The organism is Nocardia pseudovaccinii NBRC 100343 (genome assembly GCF_001613225.1).
In the GTDB taxonomy this organism is placed as follows: Bacteria; Actinomycetota; Actinomycetes; order Mycobacteriales; family Mycobacteriaceae; genus Nocardia; species Nocardia pseudovaccinii.
The window spans coordinates 36,346-55,552 of sequence record NZ_BDBY01000155.1; the positions used below are offsets into that span (position 1 = coordinate 36,346).

The 19,207-nt window shown below is 66.3% G+C and carries 16 protein-coding genes and 1 riboswitch; of the genes, 6 read left to right on the forward strand and 10 right to left on the reverse strand.

The features are described from left to right. Window positions 1-122: 122 nt before the first annotated feature. Together NP3_RS18410 and NP3_RS18415 are read right to left on the reverse strand one after the other, a co-directional pair. Complete coding sequence (locus tag NP3_RS18410; RefSeq protein ID WP_063042830.1) at window positions 123-341, reverse strand: hypothetical protein; 219 nt, start codon at window positions 339-341, stop codon at window positions 123-125. Between the two features lie 399 nt (window positions 342-740). Further along, window positions 741-941: a hypothetical protein gene (locus NP3_RS18415; RefSeq protein ID WP_063042831.1), complete on the reverse strand. Its 201-nt coding sequence runs from the start codon at window positions 939-941 to the stop codon at window positions 741-743. A gap of 217 nt (window positions 942-1,158) precedes the next feature. Here NP3_RS18415 and NP3_RS18420 point away from each other — a divergent pair, with 217 nt between their 5' ends. Continuing rightward, window positions 1,159-3,855, forward strand: coding sequence for a DUF4132 domain-containing protein (locus NP3_RS18420; protein ID WP_063042832.1), 2,697 nt, complete (start codon window positions 1,159-1,161; stop codon window positions 3,853-3,855). Window positions 3,856-3,965: 110 nt separating this feature from the next. Here NP3_RS18420 and NP3_RS18425 read toward each other — a convergent pair whose 3' ends face one another. The 3 genes from NP3_RS18425 to NP3_RS18435 form a co-directional block, all read right to left on the reverse strand. After that, the gene (locus tag NP3_RS18425) at window positions 3,966-5,708 is read right to left on the reverse strand and encodes an MDR family MFS transporter (RefSeq protein ID WP_084508677.1); all 1,743 of its coding nucleotides are present in this window, start codon (window positions 5,706-5,708) and stop codon (window positions 3,966-3,968) included. Between the two features lie 59 nt (window positions 5,709-5,767). Beyond that, entirely contained in the window at window positions 5,768-6,274 is a 507-nt protein-coding gene (locus tag NP3_RS18430) for a MarR family winged helix-turn-helix transcriptional regulator (protein WP_063042833.1), read from the reverse strand. Between the two features lie 89 nt (window positions 6,275-6,363). Further along, on the reverse strand, window positions 6,364-7,185 hold the full coding sequence (locus NP3_RS18435) for a crotonase/enoyl-CoA hydratase family protein (protein ID WP_063042834.1): 822 nt from the start codon (window positions 7,183-7,185) through the stop codon (window positions 6,364-6,366). A gap of 162 nt (window positions 7,186-7,347) precedes the next feature. Here NP3_RS18435 and NP3_RS18440 point away from each other — a divergent pair, with 162 nt between their 5' ends. Beyond that, window positions 7,348-7,821, forward strand: a complete 474-nt coding sequence (locus tag NP3_RS18440; protein ID WP_040686103.1) for a YbaK/EbsC family protein — start codon at window positions 7,348-7,350, stop codon at window positions 7,819-7,821. A gap of 33 nt (window positions 7,822-7,854) precedes the next feature. Next, entirely contained in the window at window positions 7,855-8,406 is a 552-nt protein-coding gene (locus NP3_RS18445; RefSeq protein WP_063042835.1) for a flavin reductase family protein, read from the forward strand. A gap of 33 nt (window positions 8,407-8,439) precedes the next feature. Here NP3_RS18445 and NP3_RS18450 read toward each other — a convergent pair whose 3' ends face one another. From NP3_RS18450 to NP3_RS18465, 4 genes are all read right to left on the reverse strand, one after another. Next, window positions 8,440-9,630, reverse strand: coding sequence for a WXG100-like domain-containing protein (locus NP3_RS18450; protein WP_063042836.1), 1,191 nt, complete (start codon window positions 9,628-9,630; stop codon window positions 8,440-8,442). A 4-nt stretch (window positions 9,631-9,634) separates the two neighbouring features. Then, complete coding sequence (locus NP3_RS18455; protein WP_063042837.1) at window positions 9,635-9,979, reverse strand: hypothetical protein; 345 nt, start codon at window positions 9,977-9,979, stop codon at window positions 9,635-9,637. 3 nt (window positions 9,980-9,982) lie between these two features. Next, complete coding sequence (locus tag NP3_RS18460) at window positions 9,983-10,495, reverse strand: YbaB/EbfC family nucleoid-associated protein (RefSeq protein ID WP_063042838.1); 513 nt, start codon at window positions 10,493-10,495, stop codon at window positions 9,983-9,985. A 263-nt stretch (window positions 10,496-10,758) separates the two neighbouring features. After that, window positions 10,759-12,114, reverse strand: a complete 1,356-nt coding sequence (locus NP3_RS18465) for an aminotransferase class V-fold PLP-dependent enzyme (protein WP_084508672.1) — start codon at window positions 12,112-12,114, stop codon at window positions 10,759-10,761. Window positions 12,115-12,160: 46 nt separating this feature from the next. Then, a riboswitch (SAM riboswitch) is annotated at window positions 12,161-12,274 on the reverse strand. Window positions 12,275-12,387: 113 nt separating this feature from the next. Between NP3_RS18465 and NP3_RS18470 the strand changes: the two genes are divergently transcribed. Then, window positions 12,388-13,023, forward strand: coding sequence for a LysE family translocator (locus NP3_RS18470; RefSeq protein ID WP_063042839.1), 636 nt, complete (start codon window positions 12,388-12,390; stop codon window positions 13,021-13,023). A 44-nt stretch (window positions 13,024-13,067) separates the two neighbouring features. Here the strand turns inward: NP3_RS18470 and NP3_RS18475 are convergent, their stop codons facing one another. Continuing rightward, on the reverse strand, window positions 13,068-14,495 hold the full coding sequence (locus NP3_RS18475) for a DHA2 family efflux MFS transporter permease subunit (RefSeq protein WP_084508673.1): 1,428 nt from the start codon (window positions 14,493-14,495) through the stop codon (window positions 13,068-13,070). An 81-nt stretch (window positions 14,496-14,576) separates the two neighbouring features. On the opposite strand from NP3_RS18475, the gene NP3_RS18480 reads away from it, so the two are divergent. Next, the gene (locus tag NP3_RS18480) at window positions 14,577-14,999 is read left to right on the forward strand and encodes a MarR family winged helix-turn-helix transcriptional regulator (RefSeq protein WP_063042840.1); all 423 of its coding nucleotides are present in this window, start codon (window positions 14,577-14,579) and stop codon (window positions 14,997-14,999) included. Window positions 15,000-15,116: 117 nt separating this feature from the next. Further along, a complete protein-coding gene (locus NP3_RS18485) occupies window positions 15,117-19,178 on the forward strand; it encodes a Pls/PosA family non-ribosomal peptide synthetase (RefSeq protein ID WP_063042841.1) in 4,062 nt (1,353 codons plus the stop codon). Window positions 19,179-19,207 lie beyond the last annotated feature (29 nt).

The following is a 19,207-nucleotide window of genomic DNA, read 5'->3' on the forward strand; positions in this document are numbered from 1 at the left end:
CGCCCCGAGGCGGAGGTGGAAGCCACGCTCGAGCGGCTGCAGGAGAACGGCGGCCACTACAGCACAACGAAAAACGGGAAATCCGGTGCGTTCGGACGTCCCGCTTCTCGATCTCATTCGACTCAGTAGTAGATGTAGAGCTCCCAGCCGTTGTAGGTCTGGACGCACTTCCAGTAGTTGCCGCCGGTTCTGGGCGAGGCGCCGTCCGCGGCACACGCCTTGGAGGTGGCGTAGGTGCCGTAGTAGTAGCCGGTGGCTGCCGACGCGGTCGCTGCCGTCGACACCCCGGCGACGGCGGCGGCGGAGAGAAGACCGGCCGCGATGATGGACTTGATTCGCATTCCACACTCCTGAAGCGAGGTTGATTGATTACCTCACCTACGGTAGGGACAGCTAATCTCCAGCACAGCCAACCCTAGGGCTCGGACAACCGCCCCCTGGGGCAATTCCACCTACTCCACCCTGTGTCCGGACGGGTTCGGTACGCCGCCGCCGGGACCAGGATGCCGCCATCGACGCGCGCATGGAAAAGCCCAGTGCCGTAAGAGCATTCGGCTGCGCAAGATAGGTGCGAACGGAAACCGACACTGCCGAAAGTTCAGAATTCGATGCGTTCCAGCCAGGTCGTGAGCACGGACAAATCCCCGGAAATCTGCAACCGTGGGCTGTCGGCCGGGATCCGGCTCAGCGACAGGAGCAACAGTTCCACGGCCGTACGGTGAACCGTCAGCAATGCCGGTTCACCGGCTGTCGCCGATGGCGATCGTGTCGCCGGGTCGGACAATTGTCCAGCTGTCAATGTCCGCAACCCAGTCGATATTGTCGATCACCGATCGCGCATCGGCTCGCAGCCATCGGTCGGTCTCATCCATCTCGCGTGACCGACGGATATCGGGAACCTGCTGGAATTCCAGGAATTCGGTGGCCCGGTCGGCGATCATCGCTGCGGCCCAACGGTTTCCACCGCCGAATTCGACTGCACAGCTTCGATTCGATGAGCGTTGGTCGAACTCCGCTGGCGGGACTGAGCGCCTCGCTGCCCGCGGTCGACAACCCGGTGCGCTCGAGCACAACGGCGGGCGCAGTTTCTTCGTCCGGTCTGTCGGTGGTCGCCGATACCATTGCGCCACTTGCGAACAACGATCGGTCGGAGGGGCCATGCACAGTATCAAGAGGGCTGACGCGCAGGCCGATGCGATGGTGCAGGCCGAGGAGTGTTTCGTATGGCCGAAGGCGTGGCGCACGCGCGTCCATCCTCGGAATGGTGGAGTCACGGGGCCGCGGATCGAGGTCGATCCCACTGCCGTGGCACGGGTCGACAGTTGGCGGACCGCCGCGGAAGGCTGGATAGCGGAAGTAGTCGCGCACAGCGACAGTGACGCGCGCCTGGTTGCGGCGGCTCGTGCCGCACTGGGTGGGGAGAGTTCTCCGCTGGGCGCCGCGGTGCTCGCGAGAGTGGCCATCAACAAGGCGGGGGTCTGGGACTCGGCACTGATCCCGGTCGTCGACTACTGGGTTGTCACCCACGGCCTCCCGTTCGCTGCGGCGGCACTCGTGGAACTGTTCGATCTCACCATGGGCTGGGATATTTCGCGCCAGACCGTGATCCGCAGCGTTGCGGTGCTGGGTGACGGCGACGCCGCCGGTTGGTCGAGTTCCTTACGCCCCGCTGCCGATCATCTGCGGAGCATGGTGGCGCGCTGCGAGGCCGAACGCTACCGGGAGATTGTCGCGGCGCTGGCATCGCATCGGCATAGTCCGAGGCAGCGGGTAGCCGCGTCTTACCTGGTGCCGACGGAAAGTGCGTGGGTCGATGAGTGCTGCGCCGACCCTGGTGCCAGTGCTCGTGACGACCTCACCATGCAGTCGATGTTGTATTGCTCCGTTGGGTCCGCGGAGCAACTCGACGCCGCCCGGCGGTCCGTAGGGTCGTTCTGGTGGTACAGGACGCGGATCGAGTTCGTTGCCACCGTCGTCGACGGTGTCGGCACCTCAGCCGCGTGCTTCTTTGCCGAGGCTCTGGACGGTTGGGCCGACGCGTCCACTCGGAAACTCATGCTCAATGCCTTGGTGGAGCTTCCATCGGACGAAGCGTTCGGCGCCATGCTCGCACGGCTGGACCAGCCGCACGTACCGGCCGCGCTACTCGAGGCGATGCGCCGGTATCCGTTGCGGGCGTTGCGGTTACTGGCCGAGCCGGTGGACTCATCGTGCCAGGCGGCGGCGACCAGTCAGCTGTTGACAAGTCACGTCATGGCGAACCGCGATCTGCTCGAGATGGTATCGCCGATGTTGAGCGAGGCGGCCCGCGAGCGTGTCGGTGCGATTGCTCAGCAGCATGTCCGAATAGCCGACGCTCCAGTCGAATTGCTCCCGAACGCGTTGACCGACCCGGTGTGGAAGAGCCAGCCCAAAGTCGGCGTCTGGGTCGATCCGTCCGCGCTGCCACAGATCCTGCTGGCCGAGCGAGATCGGGCGCTTCCGGTCACCGAGGTGACCAATCTGGTCAGGGCACTGTCGTTGTCGAAGACCGCGTTGCACGAGACAGTTGTGGCCGTCAAGGTGGAGTGCGACCGCGCGTCACTGGCCGAGTTCGGGTGGGCACTGTTCGAGCGTTGGCGACTGGCTGGTTCGCCTGCTGCGGACAACTGGGCACTGGCCGTGCTCGCCTGGATCGGCGACGACGAGACGGTGCGCAGACTGACGCCGATCATCCGAGCGTGGCCGGGCGAAGGCGGCCACCATCGCGCAGTCGCAGGTCTCGATGTGCTGGCCGGGATCGGTACCGAGACTGCACTGATGCACCTGCACGAAACAGCACAGCGGGTGAAGTTCAAAGCACTGAAAACCCGCGCTGGCGAGAAAATCGCCGAGGTTGCCGCAGGCCTGGGCCTTACCGGAGAACAGCTGTCCGATCGGCTGGTGCCTGACTTCGGCCTCGACGCGCAGGGCCGGACGGTCATCGATTACGGGGCTCGCCGCTTCACCGTCGGGTTCGACGAGCAGCTCCGTCCGTTCGTCGTCGACCAGGACGGCAAGCGTCGCAAGGATTTACCGGCACCTGGTGCCCGCGACGACACGGCACTCGCCGCGGCCGAGCGCAAGCGGTTCGCGGATCTGAAGAAGTCGGTTCGAACCGTTGCGTCCTACGAGATCCGAAGGCTCGAATCGGCGATGGTCACGCAACGGTCGTGGACGCGAAGGGAGTTCCAGGATCTTTTCCTGCGGCATCCCCTGATCAAGCATCTGACCGAACGACTGGTGTGGACATGCGAGATCGAAAGCGTCGTCACCGCCTTTCGAACTGCCGAAGACGGGACGTTCACCGACGTCGACGACGACAGCTGGATCATGCCTGACGTAGCACAGATCCGCATCGCGCATCCGGTCACGGTCGGCGACATCGAGATGCGGCGATGGTCAGAGTTGTTCGCCGACTATCAGATCCTGCAGCCGTTTGCGCAATTGGGCCGAGAAGTGTACGCGCCCACAGCAGCTGAGGCGGGTGGGTCGCGACTGCCCCGTTTCGAAGGTGTCACGGTCCCCGTCGGGAGAGTATTGGGGCTCACACGACGGGGCTGGGACCGTGGCGCGCCCCTGGACAACGGGGTTGAGCGCTGGATCTCCCGTCAGGTCGCACCCGACGCCCACCTCGTAATCGCGTTGGCCCCGGGTATCGCTGTCGGCATGGTGAATGAACTCGGGGATCAGACGCTCGAGACGGTATGGCTGGACAAGGCGCCAGGCGACCACTGGCCGAGCAGGGAGTACCCGCTCCGGATGGGCGCACTCGATCCGATCATCGCCTCAGAGGTGCTCGCGGACCTTGCGGAGCTGACCGACGGGTTCAACTGAGCCAGGAATCGCGCTTGCCTCACCTCGAAAGGTGGCAGCCCACCTGTGAACAGACGGCGAGCACGACGACTGCGCCCGGCACCGAGCGGCACCGGGCGCGTCCGCCGGACTCACACCGAACCAGCGGCGCCCGTCGACTTCGGTCCCGAACCATTGGTCGAAGCCAGGGCATCCACCGTGTCCTCGGACGGACTCGAGGTTTCGCCGCCCGCGGTCAACAGCCCGGTGCGCTCGAGCACATCCGGCCCGGCACCGTCGGCCGCGGTATCCCCCTTGGCCGCCTCGATACCGCCGACCGTACGCAGCGGCACTTCCTTCCAGAACAGCACCAGGATCAGCCCGAGCAGTGCCATGCCGGTCACCGACAGGAGCACCGTCGACATCGATTCCGCGAAACCGACCTTGAACGGCCGCGCCAGTTCCGGGCTGAGCTGCTGCACAATCGAGCTGTCCTTCAGCACCCCACCGGCAGCCGAAGTATCCTGCGCGAGTAGACCTTTCGCGAGCGCCGCGTCGGCGGGATTGCTGCTCTGCGCTGCCTCGACCACCGCATGCTGGAAGGCCGGATCGGTGGCCGCGGACTTCATCTCGGTGGAGATATTCGGCGTCAACTGCGCGAAGAGGATCGAAAGGAATACCGCGACACCCATTGTGCCGCCGATCTGCCGGAAGAAGGTCGCGGCGGCGGTGGAGACGCCCATATCCTTGGGCGGCAACGCATTCTGTACCGCTATGGTGAGCGGCTGCATGAGATTGCCGAGTCCGAAGCCGGTGGCGGCCATGAAGATCATCGCGACCCACAGTGGACTGTCGGCGTTCACGAAGTGCAGCAGGAACAGGCCCAGCGTCAACATGGTCGCGCCGATGAGCGGGAAGATCCGGTAACGACCGGTACGCGAGATCAGCTGGCCGGACACGACCGAGCCGGTCATCATCCCGAGCACCATCGGCAGCATCTGCAGACCCGCCAGCGTCGGACTGGATCCCCGCACCACCTGCAGGTACTGCGGCAGCAGCGAAATACCGCCGAACATCGCCGAACCGACCACGACCGAGATCACCACGCCGAGCGCGAAGGTCTTATTGGCGAACATCCGCAGCGGAATCAGCGCCTTATCCTTCATCGCCTTCTCGACCAGCACGAATCCGATGACGCCGAGCACACCGATCACATAACAGAGGATGGATCGTCCACTGCCCCAACCCCATTCGCGCCCCTGCTCGGCAACGATGAGCAGCGGCACCAGTCCGATCGCCAGCACGAGCACACCCCACCAGTCGACCCGGTCGGTGGAATGCGGCCGCTTCGGCAGCTCGAGCACCCTGGAGACGACGCCGAGCGCGACCAGGCCGATCGGCACGTTGACGAGGAAGACCCAGCGCCAGCCGCTGATCCCGAGGATGCTGTCCTGCCCGGCCAGCACACCGCCGAGCACCGGGCCGATCACGCTGGAGGTGCCGAATACCGCGAGGAAGTAGCCCTGGTACTTGGCGCGTTCACGCGGGCTGACGATATCGCCGAGGATGGTCAGCGCCAGCGACATCAGGCCGCCCGCACCGAGTCCCTGGAATGCGCGGAATGCCGCGAGCTCGTACATCGACTGCGCCATCGTGCACAGCAGCGAACCGACCACGAAGATCGAGATCGCCGCCATGAAAAAGGGCTTGCGGCCGAACATATCGGACAACTTGCCGTACAGCGGCGTCGCGAGCGTCGCGGTGATCAGGTAGGCAGTGGTCGCCCATGCCTGCATCGAGTAGCCGTCGAGATCGTCGGCGATGGTGCGGATCGCGGTGGAGACGATTGTCTGGTCCAGCGCCGCGAGCAGCATGCCGAGCAGCAGACCGCTCATGATGGTCAGGATCTGTCTGTGGGTGAAACCGGTGGGCTCCGCCACGGTGGCCGGTGCGGTCACGAATCGTTCTCCGTCCGAAGGTCGTAAAGGTTGTGGTCTTGGCGGATGGCCGCGATCATGGCGGGCTTGGCCTGCTCGTAGTCGTCGACGAACTTCCGCAGCAGCCCGGCGAAGGTGGCCCGGTCCTGCGGCGTCCAAGCCGCCATCACCCGGGTCAGATTTTCGTGTCGACGCCTGCGGATCCGCTCGGCGACTTCCCGGCCGCGCTCGGTGACGACCAGCACGGTGGCGCGACCGTCATTGCGATCGGCCTGCCGCTCGACCAGCTTCCGTTCGACCAGATGGGCGATGTGCCGACTGACCGTCGACGCATCCGAATGCACCGCGTCGGCGAGTGCGCCCGAGCGCATCGGCCCGTCGCAGAGCAACCGGAACAGAATCGCGAAGGCCGCGGGATCCACGCCGTCCCGGCTGCGCAACTGCGCCGCGGTCCGATCGCGCATTCGCTGCAGCCGGGTGAGCTGAATCGCGATCACCTCGACCGACAGCCCGTCCTCATCCACTCGACTCCCCTTTACTTGCGTCAATCAATTAGTTGCGTGATACAAGTATGTGTGCGAGCCAACGGCTAGGGCAAGCGAATATGCGGCCTTTACCGGCCCTTGAACTCCGGCGGTCGCTTCTCGAACACCGACTGGATCGCCTCGGTCAGATCCTCGGACGGCAGGAATGCGGCGTTCCACGCGGAGACATAGCGCAACCCGGCGGCCACCTGATCCTTGGTGCGCTGCTCGAGCACATCCTTCGCACCCTGCACCACCAGCGGCGGATTCGCGGCGATCTCGCGCGCGATGGCGTGCGCCGCGGCCAGTACCGCCTCCTGATCGGCGAATATATCGTTGACCAGGCCGATCTTCTCGGCACGCGCCGCGTCGATGTCCTTACCGGTGTAGGCGAGTTCGCGCAGATGTCCCTCGCCGATGATGCCGGGCAGCCGGTGCAGTGACCCGATATCGGCGACGATCGCGACCTTCGCCTCACGCAGGCTGAACTTCGCGTCCGCGCTCGCGTAGCGAATATCGGCGGCGGCGATCAGATCCAGCCCGCCGCCGATGCACCAGCCGGAAACCGCGGCGATGACGGGCTTGCGGCAATCGGCCACCGCGGTCACCGAGGCCTGCATATTGCGCACCTCGTAGAGGAAGTCGGTGCGCGGCGCGGCCAGCGCCTTATCCGCCATCAGCGGACCGAACGTACCGGCCATGGCGGGCAGGTCGAGTCCGTATGAGAAATGTTTTCCGGAACCGGTGAGCACAATGGCGCGAACCTCGGGATCGGCGTCCAGCTCACGGAAAATCTCCGGCAGCTCCCGCCAGAAGTCCGGACCCATGGCATTGCCCTTGCCGGGGCCGGTCAGCGTGACCTGCGCGATATGGTCCTTGGTTTCAACGGTGAAAGCCTGCCAATCAGTCATTCGTATAGCGTAAAGCAGATGCGGCCGAGCCAGCCGACCAGTCCGTGCTGCCCGCAAATGCTGTGCAAAGTCGGTGCGCCGCACTGGTTCTCCGTCGCACATCTCGACCACTGACCGAAAACTCGACCGGCACACTGCCCGCAATCGCTCTACTCTGGTTCCATGCGCAGGTCGCTTCCACCAGTCGCATGCCGGGTCGCGGATACCCTGATCGCGCGCGGCCACCATGGTGTCATCGTCACTCAGCCCGCCCCCACGCCCACCGCCGCCGATGCCGCACGGGCACTCGGCGTCGATGTGGGCGCCATCACGAAATCACTGGTGTTCCTCCTGGATGATGATCCGGTGCTGCTGCTGGTTTCCGGTGCACACCAGGTCGACCTCGGGCGCACCGGCGAACGGCTGGAAGGCAAACTCACCCGCGCCCCCGCCGCGATGGTGCAGGAAGTGACCGGTCAGCCCATCGGCGGCATCGCACCGGTCGGCCATCCCACCAACCTGCCGACCTGGGTGGACAACGTGCTGTCCACGCACCGGGAGGTCTGGGCCGCTGGCGGCCATCCGAACACCGTGTTCCGCACCTCGTTTCGCGAACTGGTACGCATCACCGCCGGGCTTCCGATCGACGTGGACTGAGTGCCACGTAGACGCTCGGCGTAGTTTCGTCATGTGACTGAAGCTCAACCCCCCGCCACGGACATCCAGATTCCCGATGATCTGAGCGGTATCACCGCCGAGCTGTATCGCGCATCCATGCGGCACTATCCGGCGGGCGTCACCGTCGTCACCCTGGGCTCCGCGAACGGCCCGGTCGGCTTTACCGCGACCTCCTTCGCATCGCTGTCCCTGGAACCCCCGCTGGTCTCGTTCAATATCGCCCACACCTCGTCGAGCCTGACGGCATTGCGGGCGGCCGACTCCGTGGTGGTTCATTTCCTCGGCGAACACCAGCACGATCTGGCCAAGCGCTTCGCCCGCACCGCCGATCAACGCTTCAGCGACCGATCCCTGTGGACCACGCTGGACACCGGTGAGCCCGTGCTGCACGGCACGCCCATCTGGATCCGCGCCACCATCCAGCAGTTGATCCCAATCGGTGACCACACCCTCGTCGTCGGCCTGGTCACCCGGGTCCACGACAACACCGACGAACAGCCGAGTGCCGCTCCCCTGCTCTACTACCGCGGCCGCTACTACCGCCCGACCTCGCTCGAAGACTGACCGCTACCGGGCGGATTCGCCTGCGCGGCAACGCTATAGATCGAGCGATGAGCCGGTGCGCACCTCGATGTGGAAGGTGTCACCCGCGCCCATATCCAGTGATGAGGGTGAGGTCGGGGTCAGCTCGTCTTGGCTGGGTTCCTTCGGTGGTGGATCAGTGGTCGGCTCGGGTGGACTCACGGGCGGGGTGCTCGTGGTAAACGGACCGTGCGTCGACGTCGGCACGGTCGTGTCGTGGATCGAAGTCGGCGTCGTGGACGGTGCCACATACGGCGCGTGCTGCGGCGAAGAATCATCGGTCGGCGTACCGGCGGTAAAAGTGGTGCCCCCGGGCGACGGACTCACATACGGCGCGTGCTGCGGCGTCGATGAGTCGTCGCCCGATGTACCGGCGGTGAAAGTCGTACCCCCGGGTGACGGGCTCACATAGGGCGCGTGCTGCGGGTTTGTCGTGTCCGACGTGTCGGTCTGTTGCGAACCATCGTGCAGCGCCTTGTAATTGCGCGCCGGTCCGAACGCCGTGGTGGTGAGCTGCTCCGCCAACTTCTTCGTATCGGTGGAATTGAACCCGAGCTTGTTCAGCGCCCCCTGGATCGCCCCATCCAGTGCTCCACGCTCACCCGATTTGACCAGCCGATCGACGTCGTACCCCTCGCGCGTACCCATCTCGATCCCGATGGTCTGTCGCAGGAATTCCATTGCGGTACTTGTCAATGCGCCGGTGGCCGCCTTGATCACCGTCTGGGTGAGGATCTGCTGGATCAGCTTGCGCAGCGCCTGCGTGATGGCGGTGCGGATCGCGACCTGCATCGCCGCCGCCTCGGCCGTACTCGCACCGAGGGTCGGCACCGCCGCCGCGGCGGCCGCGGCCAACTGAATGGCGGTGTAGATCAGCATCGAGATGATGTACAGCTTGATGGCCAGAATCAGCGATGCGTAGATCCGCAGTGCCAGGGCGATATCGCGGAGCAGATCGGTGAGCGTCTCGACCGCCTGCATCGTCTTCTGCCGATAGCGTTCGATCGCGTCGTGGGTCTCGCCCTCGATATGGCCGAGTGCCTCTTGGAATTTGGTATCGATCTTGCCGGAGTACTTCTCCAGCGTATTCGCCATCGCCTCGGCCTTGTTGCCCAAACTGAACAGCTTGGTCTCATCCGCCTTCGGCCAGCGATAGACGACGACCGCCGCCACCGGCTCCAGCGCCACTGGTATCTGCAATCCCATGCGGCTACCCCTTGCCGTTCTCGTCGAGCAGACCGGTGATCTTCTCGACGGCCGACTCGAAGTCCCTATCGGTCGTAGTCACGGCGTCCGCGACGGCGGTGAAACGCTTTTGGAGCGATCCGAGCAGGCTGACCACACCGTCGAGCATCTCGGTCGCATCCTCGACAGGGCCCAGGAAGTTCTGCAGGAAGGCCTGTCCGAATTCGTCATCGCCGATGCCGTCGCCGTCCTCGCTCAGCGCGCTGGTGAATTCCGCTACCTCGGTGGCGAATTCGGTACCCAGCGAACCGATTTCGGTCGCGATCGAACGGAACTGCTCCGGATCGAGCCGGAAGTTGCTGTTGCCCATGACCTACCAGCCCTTCCAGTGCGGGCCCTCGTCGTCCGGATCCTCGTCCAGCCGCCGGGGGAATTCGATCTGCGGTTCCGTTTCGGGCTCCGGCGGAGGCGGCGGCAGGATATTCCCGTCGGGCCGGGCGATCGTCGGCAGTTCGCCGAACGGATCCTCGGGCAGCCCGACCTCCGATACCGCCGCCAGCACCGGCGCCAGGCGCGCGTCGAGCTGCTCCTTGGCCGCCCGGGCCGCGGCCTGCGCCGCCTCGGTCATCGCCGCACCGAGCCGCTCCGGATTCGAGCGCTTGAACGCCTCCGGCGCCACCCATACATCCAGCGGAATGCCCGCCGAATTCGCCGTCACCCGAACCAGCTGATCCTGGGACCAGCCCTGCACCGTCAGGTTGGCCAGCTCGGATTTCGCCGCGCCGAACTGCTCTAGCTGCCGCTCATAGACATCGGTCATCTGGTCGACTCGGCCGCGCATCCCGTCCGTCCAGGACTGGAGCGCGTCCCGCTCTGCCGAATTCATTCAGCCGCCTTTCCGTTCCCCCGCCCCGGCCGGACGAGTGCCATCACCTTTCTAGACGCAAGGGCTGGAGCGGCGGTTCCGTGGTACCGCAAATTGTTTGGTGAATTCTTCAGAGCGAAGCCCGCGCGAGGGGTCACGCCAGCCTGGCCGAATCCGCTGGCGAGGTCCCGCGCATGTTCATCCGCTGCTCATCGATTCAGCCGATCCTCGGACCGCGTCGGCCCAATACCGCGCGGCGGCTACGACTGCGGGGGCGGCTCCGATCAGCCGATCGAGCAGGGCGCGGCACCGTCGTTGGTGTCGGGGCGCGCAAAGGGACGGGTCTCGGGTGTCGGATTCCAAAGTCCTTCAGTACTGGCGTATTTCCACGACGCCCCCTCGTCGACCAGGGTGGCGATGGCATCGACCAGCCGATCCACATCGCCGGAGCTGGTGCCGAGGCCGATGCTGGCACGCAGCGCACCGTCCAGGCCGAGCCGCTCGAGCAGCGGGTGCGCGCAGAAACGGCCGTCGCGAATGCCGATGCCGTGTTCGGCGGAGAGATAGGCCGCGACATGTCCGGGGACGAATCCGTCCAGAGTGAAGGCGACGATGCCGACGGTGTCGGGGCTGTCGTCCCAGATGCGCAGCAGGCTGACACCCGGAATCGCGGACAGCCCGGCGCGCAGGCGATCGGCGAGCCGTCGCTCATGCGCGGCAAGGGTTTCCGGATCGATCGCGCACAGCGCGTCACATGCGGCGGCGAGTGCGGCCGCGCCGAGGACATTCGGCGAACCGGCCTCGTGACGCTGCGGTGCCGATGCCCATTCCGCGCCGGTCGTGGTGACCTCGCGGACCGCCCCGCCGCCCGCCAGATACGGTTCGGCGGCATCCAGCCAATCCCGGCGTCCGACAAGCACTCCCGCGCCGAACGGTGCGTAGAGCTTGTGACCGGAAAAGGCGAGGTAGTCGATTCCGGTGGCGCGCAGGCTGATTCGACGATGCGGTGCCAGTTGCGCGGCATCGACCAGTATCCGCGCACCGCACTGGTGCGCGATGGTGGCCAGGCGCTCGAGCGGCAGTACCTCACCGGTCACATTCGATGCACCGGTGACCGCGAGCAATGCCGCGGGCTTACTGCACAATTCGGCGATCAGCTGACGGATCGTCTCCTCGACGGTCGCCGCGGCCTTGACGACGCGGCGACCGCGCCGGGTCCAGGGCAGGAAGTTCGCATGATGTTCGATATCCAGCACCACGGTGTCGCCGGGCACACAGGCGGCGAGCAGATTCAGCGAATCGGTGGTGTTGCGGGTGAAAACCACGACCTGGTCGTCGGCGGCGTCGAGGAAGCGGGTGACCGAACCGCGCGCGGCCTCATAGCACTCGGTGGAGATCCGCGACGCGTAACCGGCGCCGCGGTGCACGCTCGCGTAGAACGGCAGCAGCTGCTGCACGCGGTCGGTGACCTGCGCCAATGCCGGTGCGCTAGCGGCGTAGTCGAAGTTCGCGTAGGTGGTCGTTCCGCCCTGCACGAGCGGCACCTGGAGGTCGTCGCCGGAAACCCGGGCGAGGGCGGCACAGGGGGACGGCAGTTGGTGGGGTGGGTAAACACAGCTCTGCTCAACTACAGCGGTCATCACAAAATCCCATCGGCTGTGGGACCCGAAATCAGGCGATCATCCGAGTCCGCGCTTGCCGCACCCGGTCGGGCTGCGGCCCGGTCGTCACCCGGAGCACCCCACCGCGGAGGAGGGTTGCCGACCAGCTAGCCGGGGCTTGACGCTGGTACTCATGACCTGAACCGAGATTGGCAGATGCCGCACCGCCCTGTCAACCGCCGGAATGCTGCATATACATGCAGCTGAATAAATAACCTTGCAATGCTGGGAGAGGTGCGATCTGATCGACAGGTGACACTTTCCCTGCTGCTCAGCTTCGTCGGCCTGTGCATTCTGCTGTCGATCACGCCCGGCCCGGATTCGTTCCTGGTGCTGCGATTCTCGATCGTGGACGCGCGCCCCGGCATTGCCGCGGCGATCGGCTCGGCATTGGGCGGGATCGTGTGGGCGGTGGTGGTCGCGGCGGGCGTCGCCGCCCTGCTGGAACAGTCCGCGACCGCCTACCGGATGCTCAAGGTGATCGGCGGAATCTACTTGGTGTACTTGGGCATTCGCGCGCTGATCGATCACCGCAAGCAGCGCAGGGCGGGCACCGCCGCAGCGTCCGGGCGGTCGGTTGCGGAGGCTCCCGCCTCGATCCGCTCGGCATTCGCCGCAGGCCTGGTTTCGTGCATGTTCAACCCGAAGGTCGGGCTGTTCTACCTGGCGGTACTGCCGCAATTCCTCACCGATGTCACGTTTTCGAACACTCTCGCGCTCGGGGCCATCGAATGCTCCATCGCCGCCGTCGAGATGATCCTGCTCGCCGTGCTGGCGTCACGAGCGGTTGCGATGTTGCGCCGCCCACAGGTTCGCGATCGGCTCGAACAGATCAGCGCGGCCGTTCTCGCCGCACTCGGCATCGGCACGGCCGCTTCCGCCGCGTGATCCGTCATGCGCCTGGCCGGTCGCCACCGACCAGGCGCACGATGTTACCGGTTCGGCTGAATCTCCTTGCGCCACAGCAATAGTGACGCTATCAAAGAGATGACCGACGCTGCCGTGAGCCACCAGAACGCTTGCCGGAACCCGCCATCCACCGACAATCCCGCAGCGGCCGCACGATACAGCACCACCGCGAGCAATGCCGCTCCGATCGACCCACCGACCCGCTGCAGAATATTCACCAACGATGCCGCATCCGGCAGCTGCTCGGGCCGTGCCGCGGCGTAGGCCGCAGCGATGATCGGCACCCCGGTCAATCCGGTCGCCACGCCGCGGATCAATAGAAGCGCCTGCACGACAACGGGATTCATCGAAGCATCGCCGAGCGCGAACGGCACGGTGACCGCGGCAGTCACCGCACTGCCGACCACCGCGACCACGCCACCGCCGTACCGATCGGTCAACCGGCCGCCGATGGGCAACGCGATGATGCCACCGATCCCGAAGGACATGAGCAGCAAGCCCGTCGCGATGAGACCGTCGCGGTGCAGCACTTGAAAGTACAACGGCAGCAACAGCATTGCCCCGAACAGCGACGCACCGGCGAAGAAGTTCGCCACATTCGCCGTCGCGAATACCGGATGCCGGAACAGTCCGACATCGAGCAGGCTCCCGCCCCAACCGCGCACCGACCGCACCACGAACAGGCCGAGCGCCAGCACCGCGGCCACCACCGACACCCACACCGTCGGCGCGGAAACGCTACCGCGACTGCCGAATTCGCCCAGCCCGTAGACCAGCGCCGACAGCCCGACCGCGATCAATGCGAATCCGGTGGCATCGAATCGGCCGCCGTTGCCCGACGCCTGCGCCCGCGGTAACAACCGGCGCCCCAGGACGAAGGCCACCAGCCCGAACGGGATATTGATCAGGAACAACCACTCCCAGTCCAGATTCGCCAGCATGACGCCGCCGATGGTCGGCCCGACCGCGGGCGCCGCGACCACCGCGATGCCGACGACACTCATCACCCGCCCCAACCGCTGCGGACCCGCGACCTGCCCGAGCAGCGTCTGCCCGGCGGGCACCAATAATCCCGCGGCAAGACCCTGCGCGATCCGAAAACCGATGAGCCAGCCGATATTCGGTGCCAGCGCACAAAGTCCGGAGGTCACCGTGAATCCGGCGAGCGCGGTCAACCAGACCCGGTCCATTCCGAATTGCCGTCCGAGCCAACCGCACAGCGGCAGCGTGACGGCGAGTGCGAGCAGATACCCGCTCGCGATCCACTGAGCACTGTCCAGTGCCGCACCGAGATCCGTCGCGATGGAGTTCAGCCCGATATTCACCAGCGACGTGTCCAACATGCTCATGACGGCACCGAAGACCACCACACCGGCCACCCGCCAGACCCGCGCGGGAATTGGTTCGAGTGCGGGCGCGGTGGCGGCGACTGCCGTTCGAGTATCCGACATGGATCCTCCGCTATTTGTAGACAACCTAGATTGCGGAGATTATCAACAATCTAGCTCCTCAACAATAGATACAATTACCGAATGCCCGCTGACCACATTCACCCCCGCGGCCTGCTCCGCTTCCCGACGTACGCGCTCGGCAAGCTGCACAAGGCCGTACATGCCGAGATGGGCACGTCATTGCGTGAACACTGGGTGCTGGTCTGCCTGGAGGAATTCGACGACCTGTCCCAGCAGCAGGTCTCCACCGCGCTCGGCATCGACCGCAGCGAGGTGGTCCGGCTGATCGACGGCTTGGAGGAGTCCGGTTTCGTCATCCGCACCCGCGATTCGACGGACCGGCGCAAATACCGGCTGTCCATCACCCAGACCGGACGCGCCGAGCGCCGCAAGACCGATGAACTCATCGAAGAGGCCGCCGAGCGGGTGCTGCACCGCCTCGACGAAGACGAGCGGCAGACCCTGCACCGCCTTGCGCTGAAGGCACTTGGCGAAGAACTCTGACCGATACCGCAGGTACCGTAGACAGTTGGTCACCGTGGCGTTTGCCCACTGGTAACCCTGCTGTGAAACAACAACGAGGAAGCGCAAGGCAGGTCTATGAGAGGTGGGCAGGACGTGATGCTGCGGCCGCAGGTCGATACCGCGGCGGGCACAGACCCGACCGACGGGCTCCGCACGCCCGAACCCTTGCTACGCGCCGCACTCGCGCCGCAGGCCAGGACCCTTGTCGACATCCTCAACAGCACCGCGCAAGCCCATCCTGAGGCGCCCGCGATCGATGACGGTCGCGTGGTGCTCAGCTACACCGAATTGCTGGCCGAAATCGACGCCGGAGTCGTGCGCTTGACCGCCGCGGGCGTGCGCCCCGGCGACCGCGTCGGCGTGCGCATGCCGTCGGGCACGCATGAGCTTTACGTCACTATTCTGGCGATTCTTTTTGCCGGTGCGGCGTACGTCCCGGTGGACGCCGACGATCCGGACGAGCGCGCCCGGCTCGTCTTCGGTGAGGCACGCGTCACCGCGATCGTGACCGCGGCAGGCATCGAGCCGACGGCCGTCGAACGGCCCGAGGCCGCTGACGCCTCGACCGTTCGCCCCACCCCCAGCGACGACGCGTGGATCATCTTCACCTCCGGATCCACCGGAACCCCGAAGGGCGTCGCGGTGACCCACCGCAATGCCGCCGCCTTCGTCGACGCGGAGGCGCGCCTGTTCCTGCCGGATGCCCCGATCGGTCCGGACGACCGGGTTCTCGCCGGACTCTCGGTCGCCTTCGACGCCTCCTGCGAGGAAATGTGGCTGGCCTGGCGCAACGGCGCATGCCTGGTGCCCGCGCCGCGCGCCCTGGTCCGCACCGGCGCGGATCTCGGTCCCTGGCTGGTCCGCCGCGAAATCAGCATCGTCTCGACGGTTCCCACCCTCGCCGCGACCTGGCCCGCCGAGGCGCTCGACCCGGTCCGGCTGCTGATCTTCGGCGGTGAGGCGGTGCCGCCCGAACTCGCCGAACGCCTTGCCGGAAAACCCGCGGCGCGAGCGACGGGCCCGGAGGAACCCGGTGAGGGCCGTCAGAGCGGCGCCCGGCAAGGAATACGCGCGCACGCAGGGCCCCGAGAACACCGCAAATCGGACACAGATTCGGAACGCGAGGTCTGGAATACCTACGGCCCCACCGAAGCAACGGTGGTCGCCTGTGCGGCGCTGCTCGACGGCGGCTTCCCGGTCCGCATCGGACTACCGCTGGACGGCTGGGATCTCGCCGTCGTCGATGCCGCCGGAAATCCGGTGGACGAGGGCGAATCCGGTGAACTCGTGATCGGCGGCGTCGGCCTGGCCCGCTACCTCGATCCGGTCAAGGACGCCGAAAAGTACGCTCCGCTACCGTCACTCGGCTGGGAGCGCGCCTACCGCAGCGGCGATCTGGTTCGCAAGGACAGCGCGGGTCTGGTCTTCCTCGGCCGCGCCGACGATCAGATCAAACTCGGCGGCCGCCGCATCGAACTCGGCGAACTCGACAACGCCCTGCAGCACCTACCCGGTGTCACCGGTGCCGCGGCCGCGATCCGAACCACCAAGGCGGGCAATAAGATCCTGGTCGGCTACCTGACCGGCACCGCACCCGATTTCGACCTCAAGGCCGCCAGAGCCCAGCTCGCCGAACAACTTCCGGCCCCGCTGGTCCCCCGGCTCGCCATCGTCCCCGACCTGCCCACCCGCACCTCGGGCAAGGTCGATCGCGACGCTCTGCCGTGGCCGCTGCCGAACACCGCCGAACCCGACACCGCGACCGGCGATCTCACCGAAACCGAGCAATGGATTGCCGGACTATGGGATTCGATTCTCGGCGCCGAGGTCACCGGTCCGGATACCGACTTCTTCGACCTCGGCGGTGGCTCGCTATCGGCGGCGCAACTGGTCACCGCACTGCGCGAACGTTATCCGCGGATCACCGTCGCCGATCTCTACGACCATCCTCGCCTCGGCGCACTGGCCGAACTGCTCGACGAAACCGCGCCGAGCGCAGCCGTCGAGGAACGCATCGTGCGCCCGACGCCGCCGCGCGCCCAGTGGACCCAGGTGCTGGCCACCATCCCGCTGACGACCCTCACCGGACTGCAGTGGCTCACCTGGTTGGCCATTGTCGGCAATATCGCGGGCTGGTCCGGCTCGCTGCCGTGGTTGCCGCATCTGTCCTGGTGGTGGACGCTGGCCGCGTTCCTGCTGTTCATCTCACCGCCCGGTCGCATGGTGATCTGCGCGACCGGCGCCCGGATTCTGTTGCGCGGGGTGCGACCCGGCAGTTATGCGCGCGGCGGATCGGAGCACCTGCGATTGTGGGCCGCGGTGCGGCTCTCGGAGGCCAGCGGCGCCGAGAGTCTGTCCGGCGCACCGTGGATGGTGCCGTTCGCACGGGCGCTCGGCGCGAAGATCGGCACGGGCGTCGATCTGCACACCCTGCCGCCGGTCACCGGCATGCTCGAACTCGGCGACGGCTGCAGTGTGGAGCCCGAGGTCGACCTGTCCGGCTATTGGATCGACGGCGATGTGGTGCACATCGGACCGATCACCATCGGTACGGGCGCGGTGATCGGCGCGCGCTCGATCCTGTTGCCCGGCAGCAAAATCGGTAAGAATGCCGAGGTCGCGGCCGGATCCTCGGTATCGGGCAGGGTGAAGGCCGAACAGGAGTGGGCAGGCTCGCCTGCCACGAAAGTCGGTAAGGCCCAGCATCGCTGGCCGTCGCATACCCCGGCGCGGGCCGCGCACTGGGTCGCGATTTTCGGCGTGACCTCGATGGCATTGGCGGCCATGCCCATTCTCGGTCTGGCCACCGGCGGCGCGTTCATCGCCTGGTTCATCCGCGACGCCCGCACACTCGCGGGTGCGCTCGGCAAGGGTTTCGCCATCCTGCCTGCCGCAACACTGCTGAGCCTGGCCGTGTACGCGGTGGCCACGGTCATCGCGGTCCGGCTGCTCAGCATCGGACTCACCGAGGGCCATCATCCTGTGCGCAGCCGGGTCGGCTGGCAGGCCTGGGCCACCGAGCGGCTGCTGGATTCGGCGCGCACCTTCCTGTTCCCGCTCTACGCAAGCCTGCTGACTCCGCTGTGGCTGCGCCTGCTCGGCGCGAAGGTAGGTAAGAGCGTCGAGGCGTCCACGGTGCTGTTGCTGCCGAAATTCACCACCGTCGCCGACGGCGCGTTCCTCGCCGACGACACCATGATCGCCAGCTACGAACTCGGTGGCGGCTGGCTGCACATCGGCGACGCGAAGGTCGGCAAGCGCGCCTTCCTCGGCAACTCCGGTATGACCGCACCCGGTCGACGGGTGCCGAAAAACGGGCTGGTCGCCGTGCTTTCGGCCGCACCGTCCAAGGCCAAGGCGGGTTCGTCCTGGCTCGGCAGCCCACCGGTGCGCCTGCGGCGCGCCTCCGAAAGCGGCGATACCGAACGCACCTTCGATCCGCCGCTGCGGCTGAAGGTGTTCCGCGGCATAGTCGAGACCTGCCGCCTCGTCCCGGTGCTCGTGAGCTTCGCCATCGGCCTCGGCGTGCTGTTCACCCTGGCCTGGATCGCGGAATCGGCCGGATACCTGATCGCCGGACTGCTCTGCGGTTTTGTCCTGATGGCCGCCGGTGCCATCGCGGGGGCCAGTGCGGTCACCGCGAAGTGGTTACTGGTCGGGCGAATCCGCGCCGAGGAGCATCCGCTGTGGAGTTCGTTCGTGTGGCGCAACGAGGTCGCCGACACCTTCGTCGAAACCGTCGCCGCGCCGTGGTTCGCGCGCGCCGCGACCGGTACCCCCGTACTGAATCTGTGGCTTCGTGGACTCGGCGCGAAGATCGGACGCGGGGTATGGTGCGAGTCCTATTGGCTACCGGAGGCGGACCTGGTGACACTCGGCGACGGCGCGACCGTGGAACGCGGCTGTGTGGTGCAGACCCACCTCTTCCACGATCGAATCATGGCCATGGACACCGTGACCCTCGACGCGGGCGCCACCCTCGGACCGCACTGCGTCGCCCTGCCCGCCGCCGGTATCGGAGCGGGCGCGACCGTCGGTCCGGCTTCGCTGGTCATGCGCGGTGACACCGTGCCGCCGTCCACCCGCTGGTGGGGCAATCCGATCGCGCCGTGGTCGAGTGCGGCGCCGAGCCTCAGCGAGGCGGGAGCGACCTCCTGATGGCGGGTAAGTACTACGAAGAGCCCGTC

Bases quoted from the DNA above. Each gene is read 5' to 3' on its own strand.
- NP3_RS18415 (WP_063042831.1), bottom strand. From the start codon at position 941: ATGATCGCCGACCGGGCCACCGAATTCCTGGAATTCCAGCAGGTTCCC.
- NP3_RS18420 (WP_063042832.1), top strand. From the start codon at position 1,159: ATGCACAGTATCAAGAGGGCTGACGCGCAGGCCGATGCGATGGTGCAG.
- NP3_RS18460 (WP_063042838.1), bottom strand. From the start codon at position 10,495: ATGAATTCGGCAGAGCGGGACGCGCTCCAGTCCTGGACGGACGGGATG.
- NP3_RS18455 (WP_063042837.1), bottom strand. From the start codon at position 9,979: ATGGGCAACAGCAACTTCCGGCTCGATCCGGAGCAGTTCCGTTCGATC.
- NP3_RS18440 (WP_040686103.1), top strand. From the start codon at position 7,348: ATGCGCAGGTCGCTTCCACCAGTCGCATGCCGGGTCGCGGATACCCTG.
- NP3_RS18465 (WP_084508672.1), bottom strand. From the start codon at position 12,114: ATGACCGCTGTAGTTGAGCAGAGCTGTGTTTACCCACCCCACCAACTG.
- NP3_RS18435 (WP_063042834.1), bottom strand. From the start codon at position 7,185: ATGACTGATTGGCAGGCTTTCACCGTTGAAACCAAGGACCATATCGCG.
- NP3_RS18425 (WP_084508677.1), bottom strand. From the start codon at position 5,708: ATGAGCGGTCTGCTGCTCGGCATGCTGCTCGCGGCGCTGGACCAGACA.
- NP3_RS18410 (WP_063042830.1), bottom strand. From the start codon at position 341: ATGCGAATCAAGTCCATCATCGCGGCCGGTCTTCTCTCCGCCGCCGCC.
- NP3_RS18475 (WP_084508673.1), bottom strand. From the start codon at position 14,495: ATGTCGGATACTCGAACGGCAGTCGCCGCCACCGCGCCCGCACTCGAA.
- NP3_RS18480 (WP_063042840.1), top strand. From the start codon at position 14,577: ATGCCCGCTGACCACATTCACCCCCGCGGCCTGCTCCGCTTCCCGACG.
- NP3_RS18450 (WP_063042836.1), bottom strand. From the start codon at position 9,630: ATGGGATTGCAGATACCAGTGGCGCTGGAGCCGGTGGCGGCGGTCGTC.
- NP3_RS18485 (WP_063042841.1), top strand. From the start codon at position 15,117: ATGCTGCGGCCGCAGGTCGATACCGCGGCGGGCACAGACCCGACCGAC.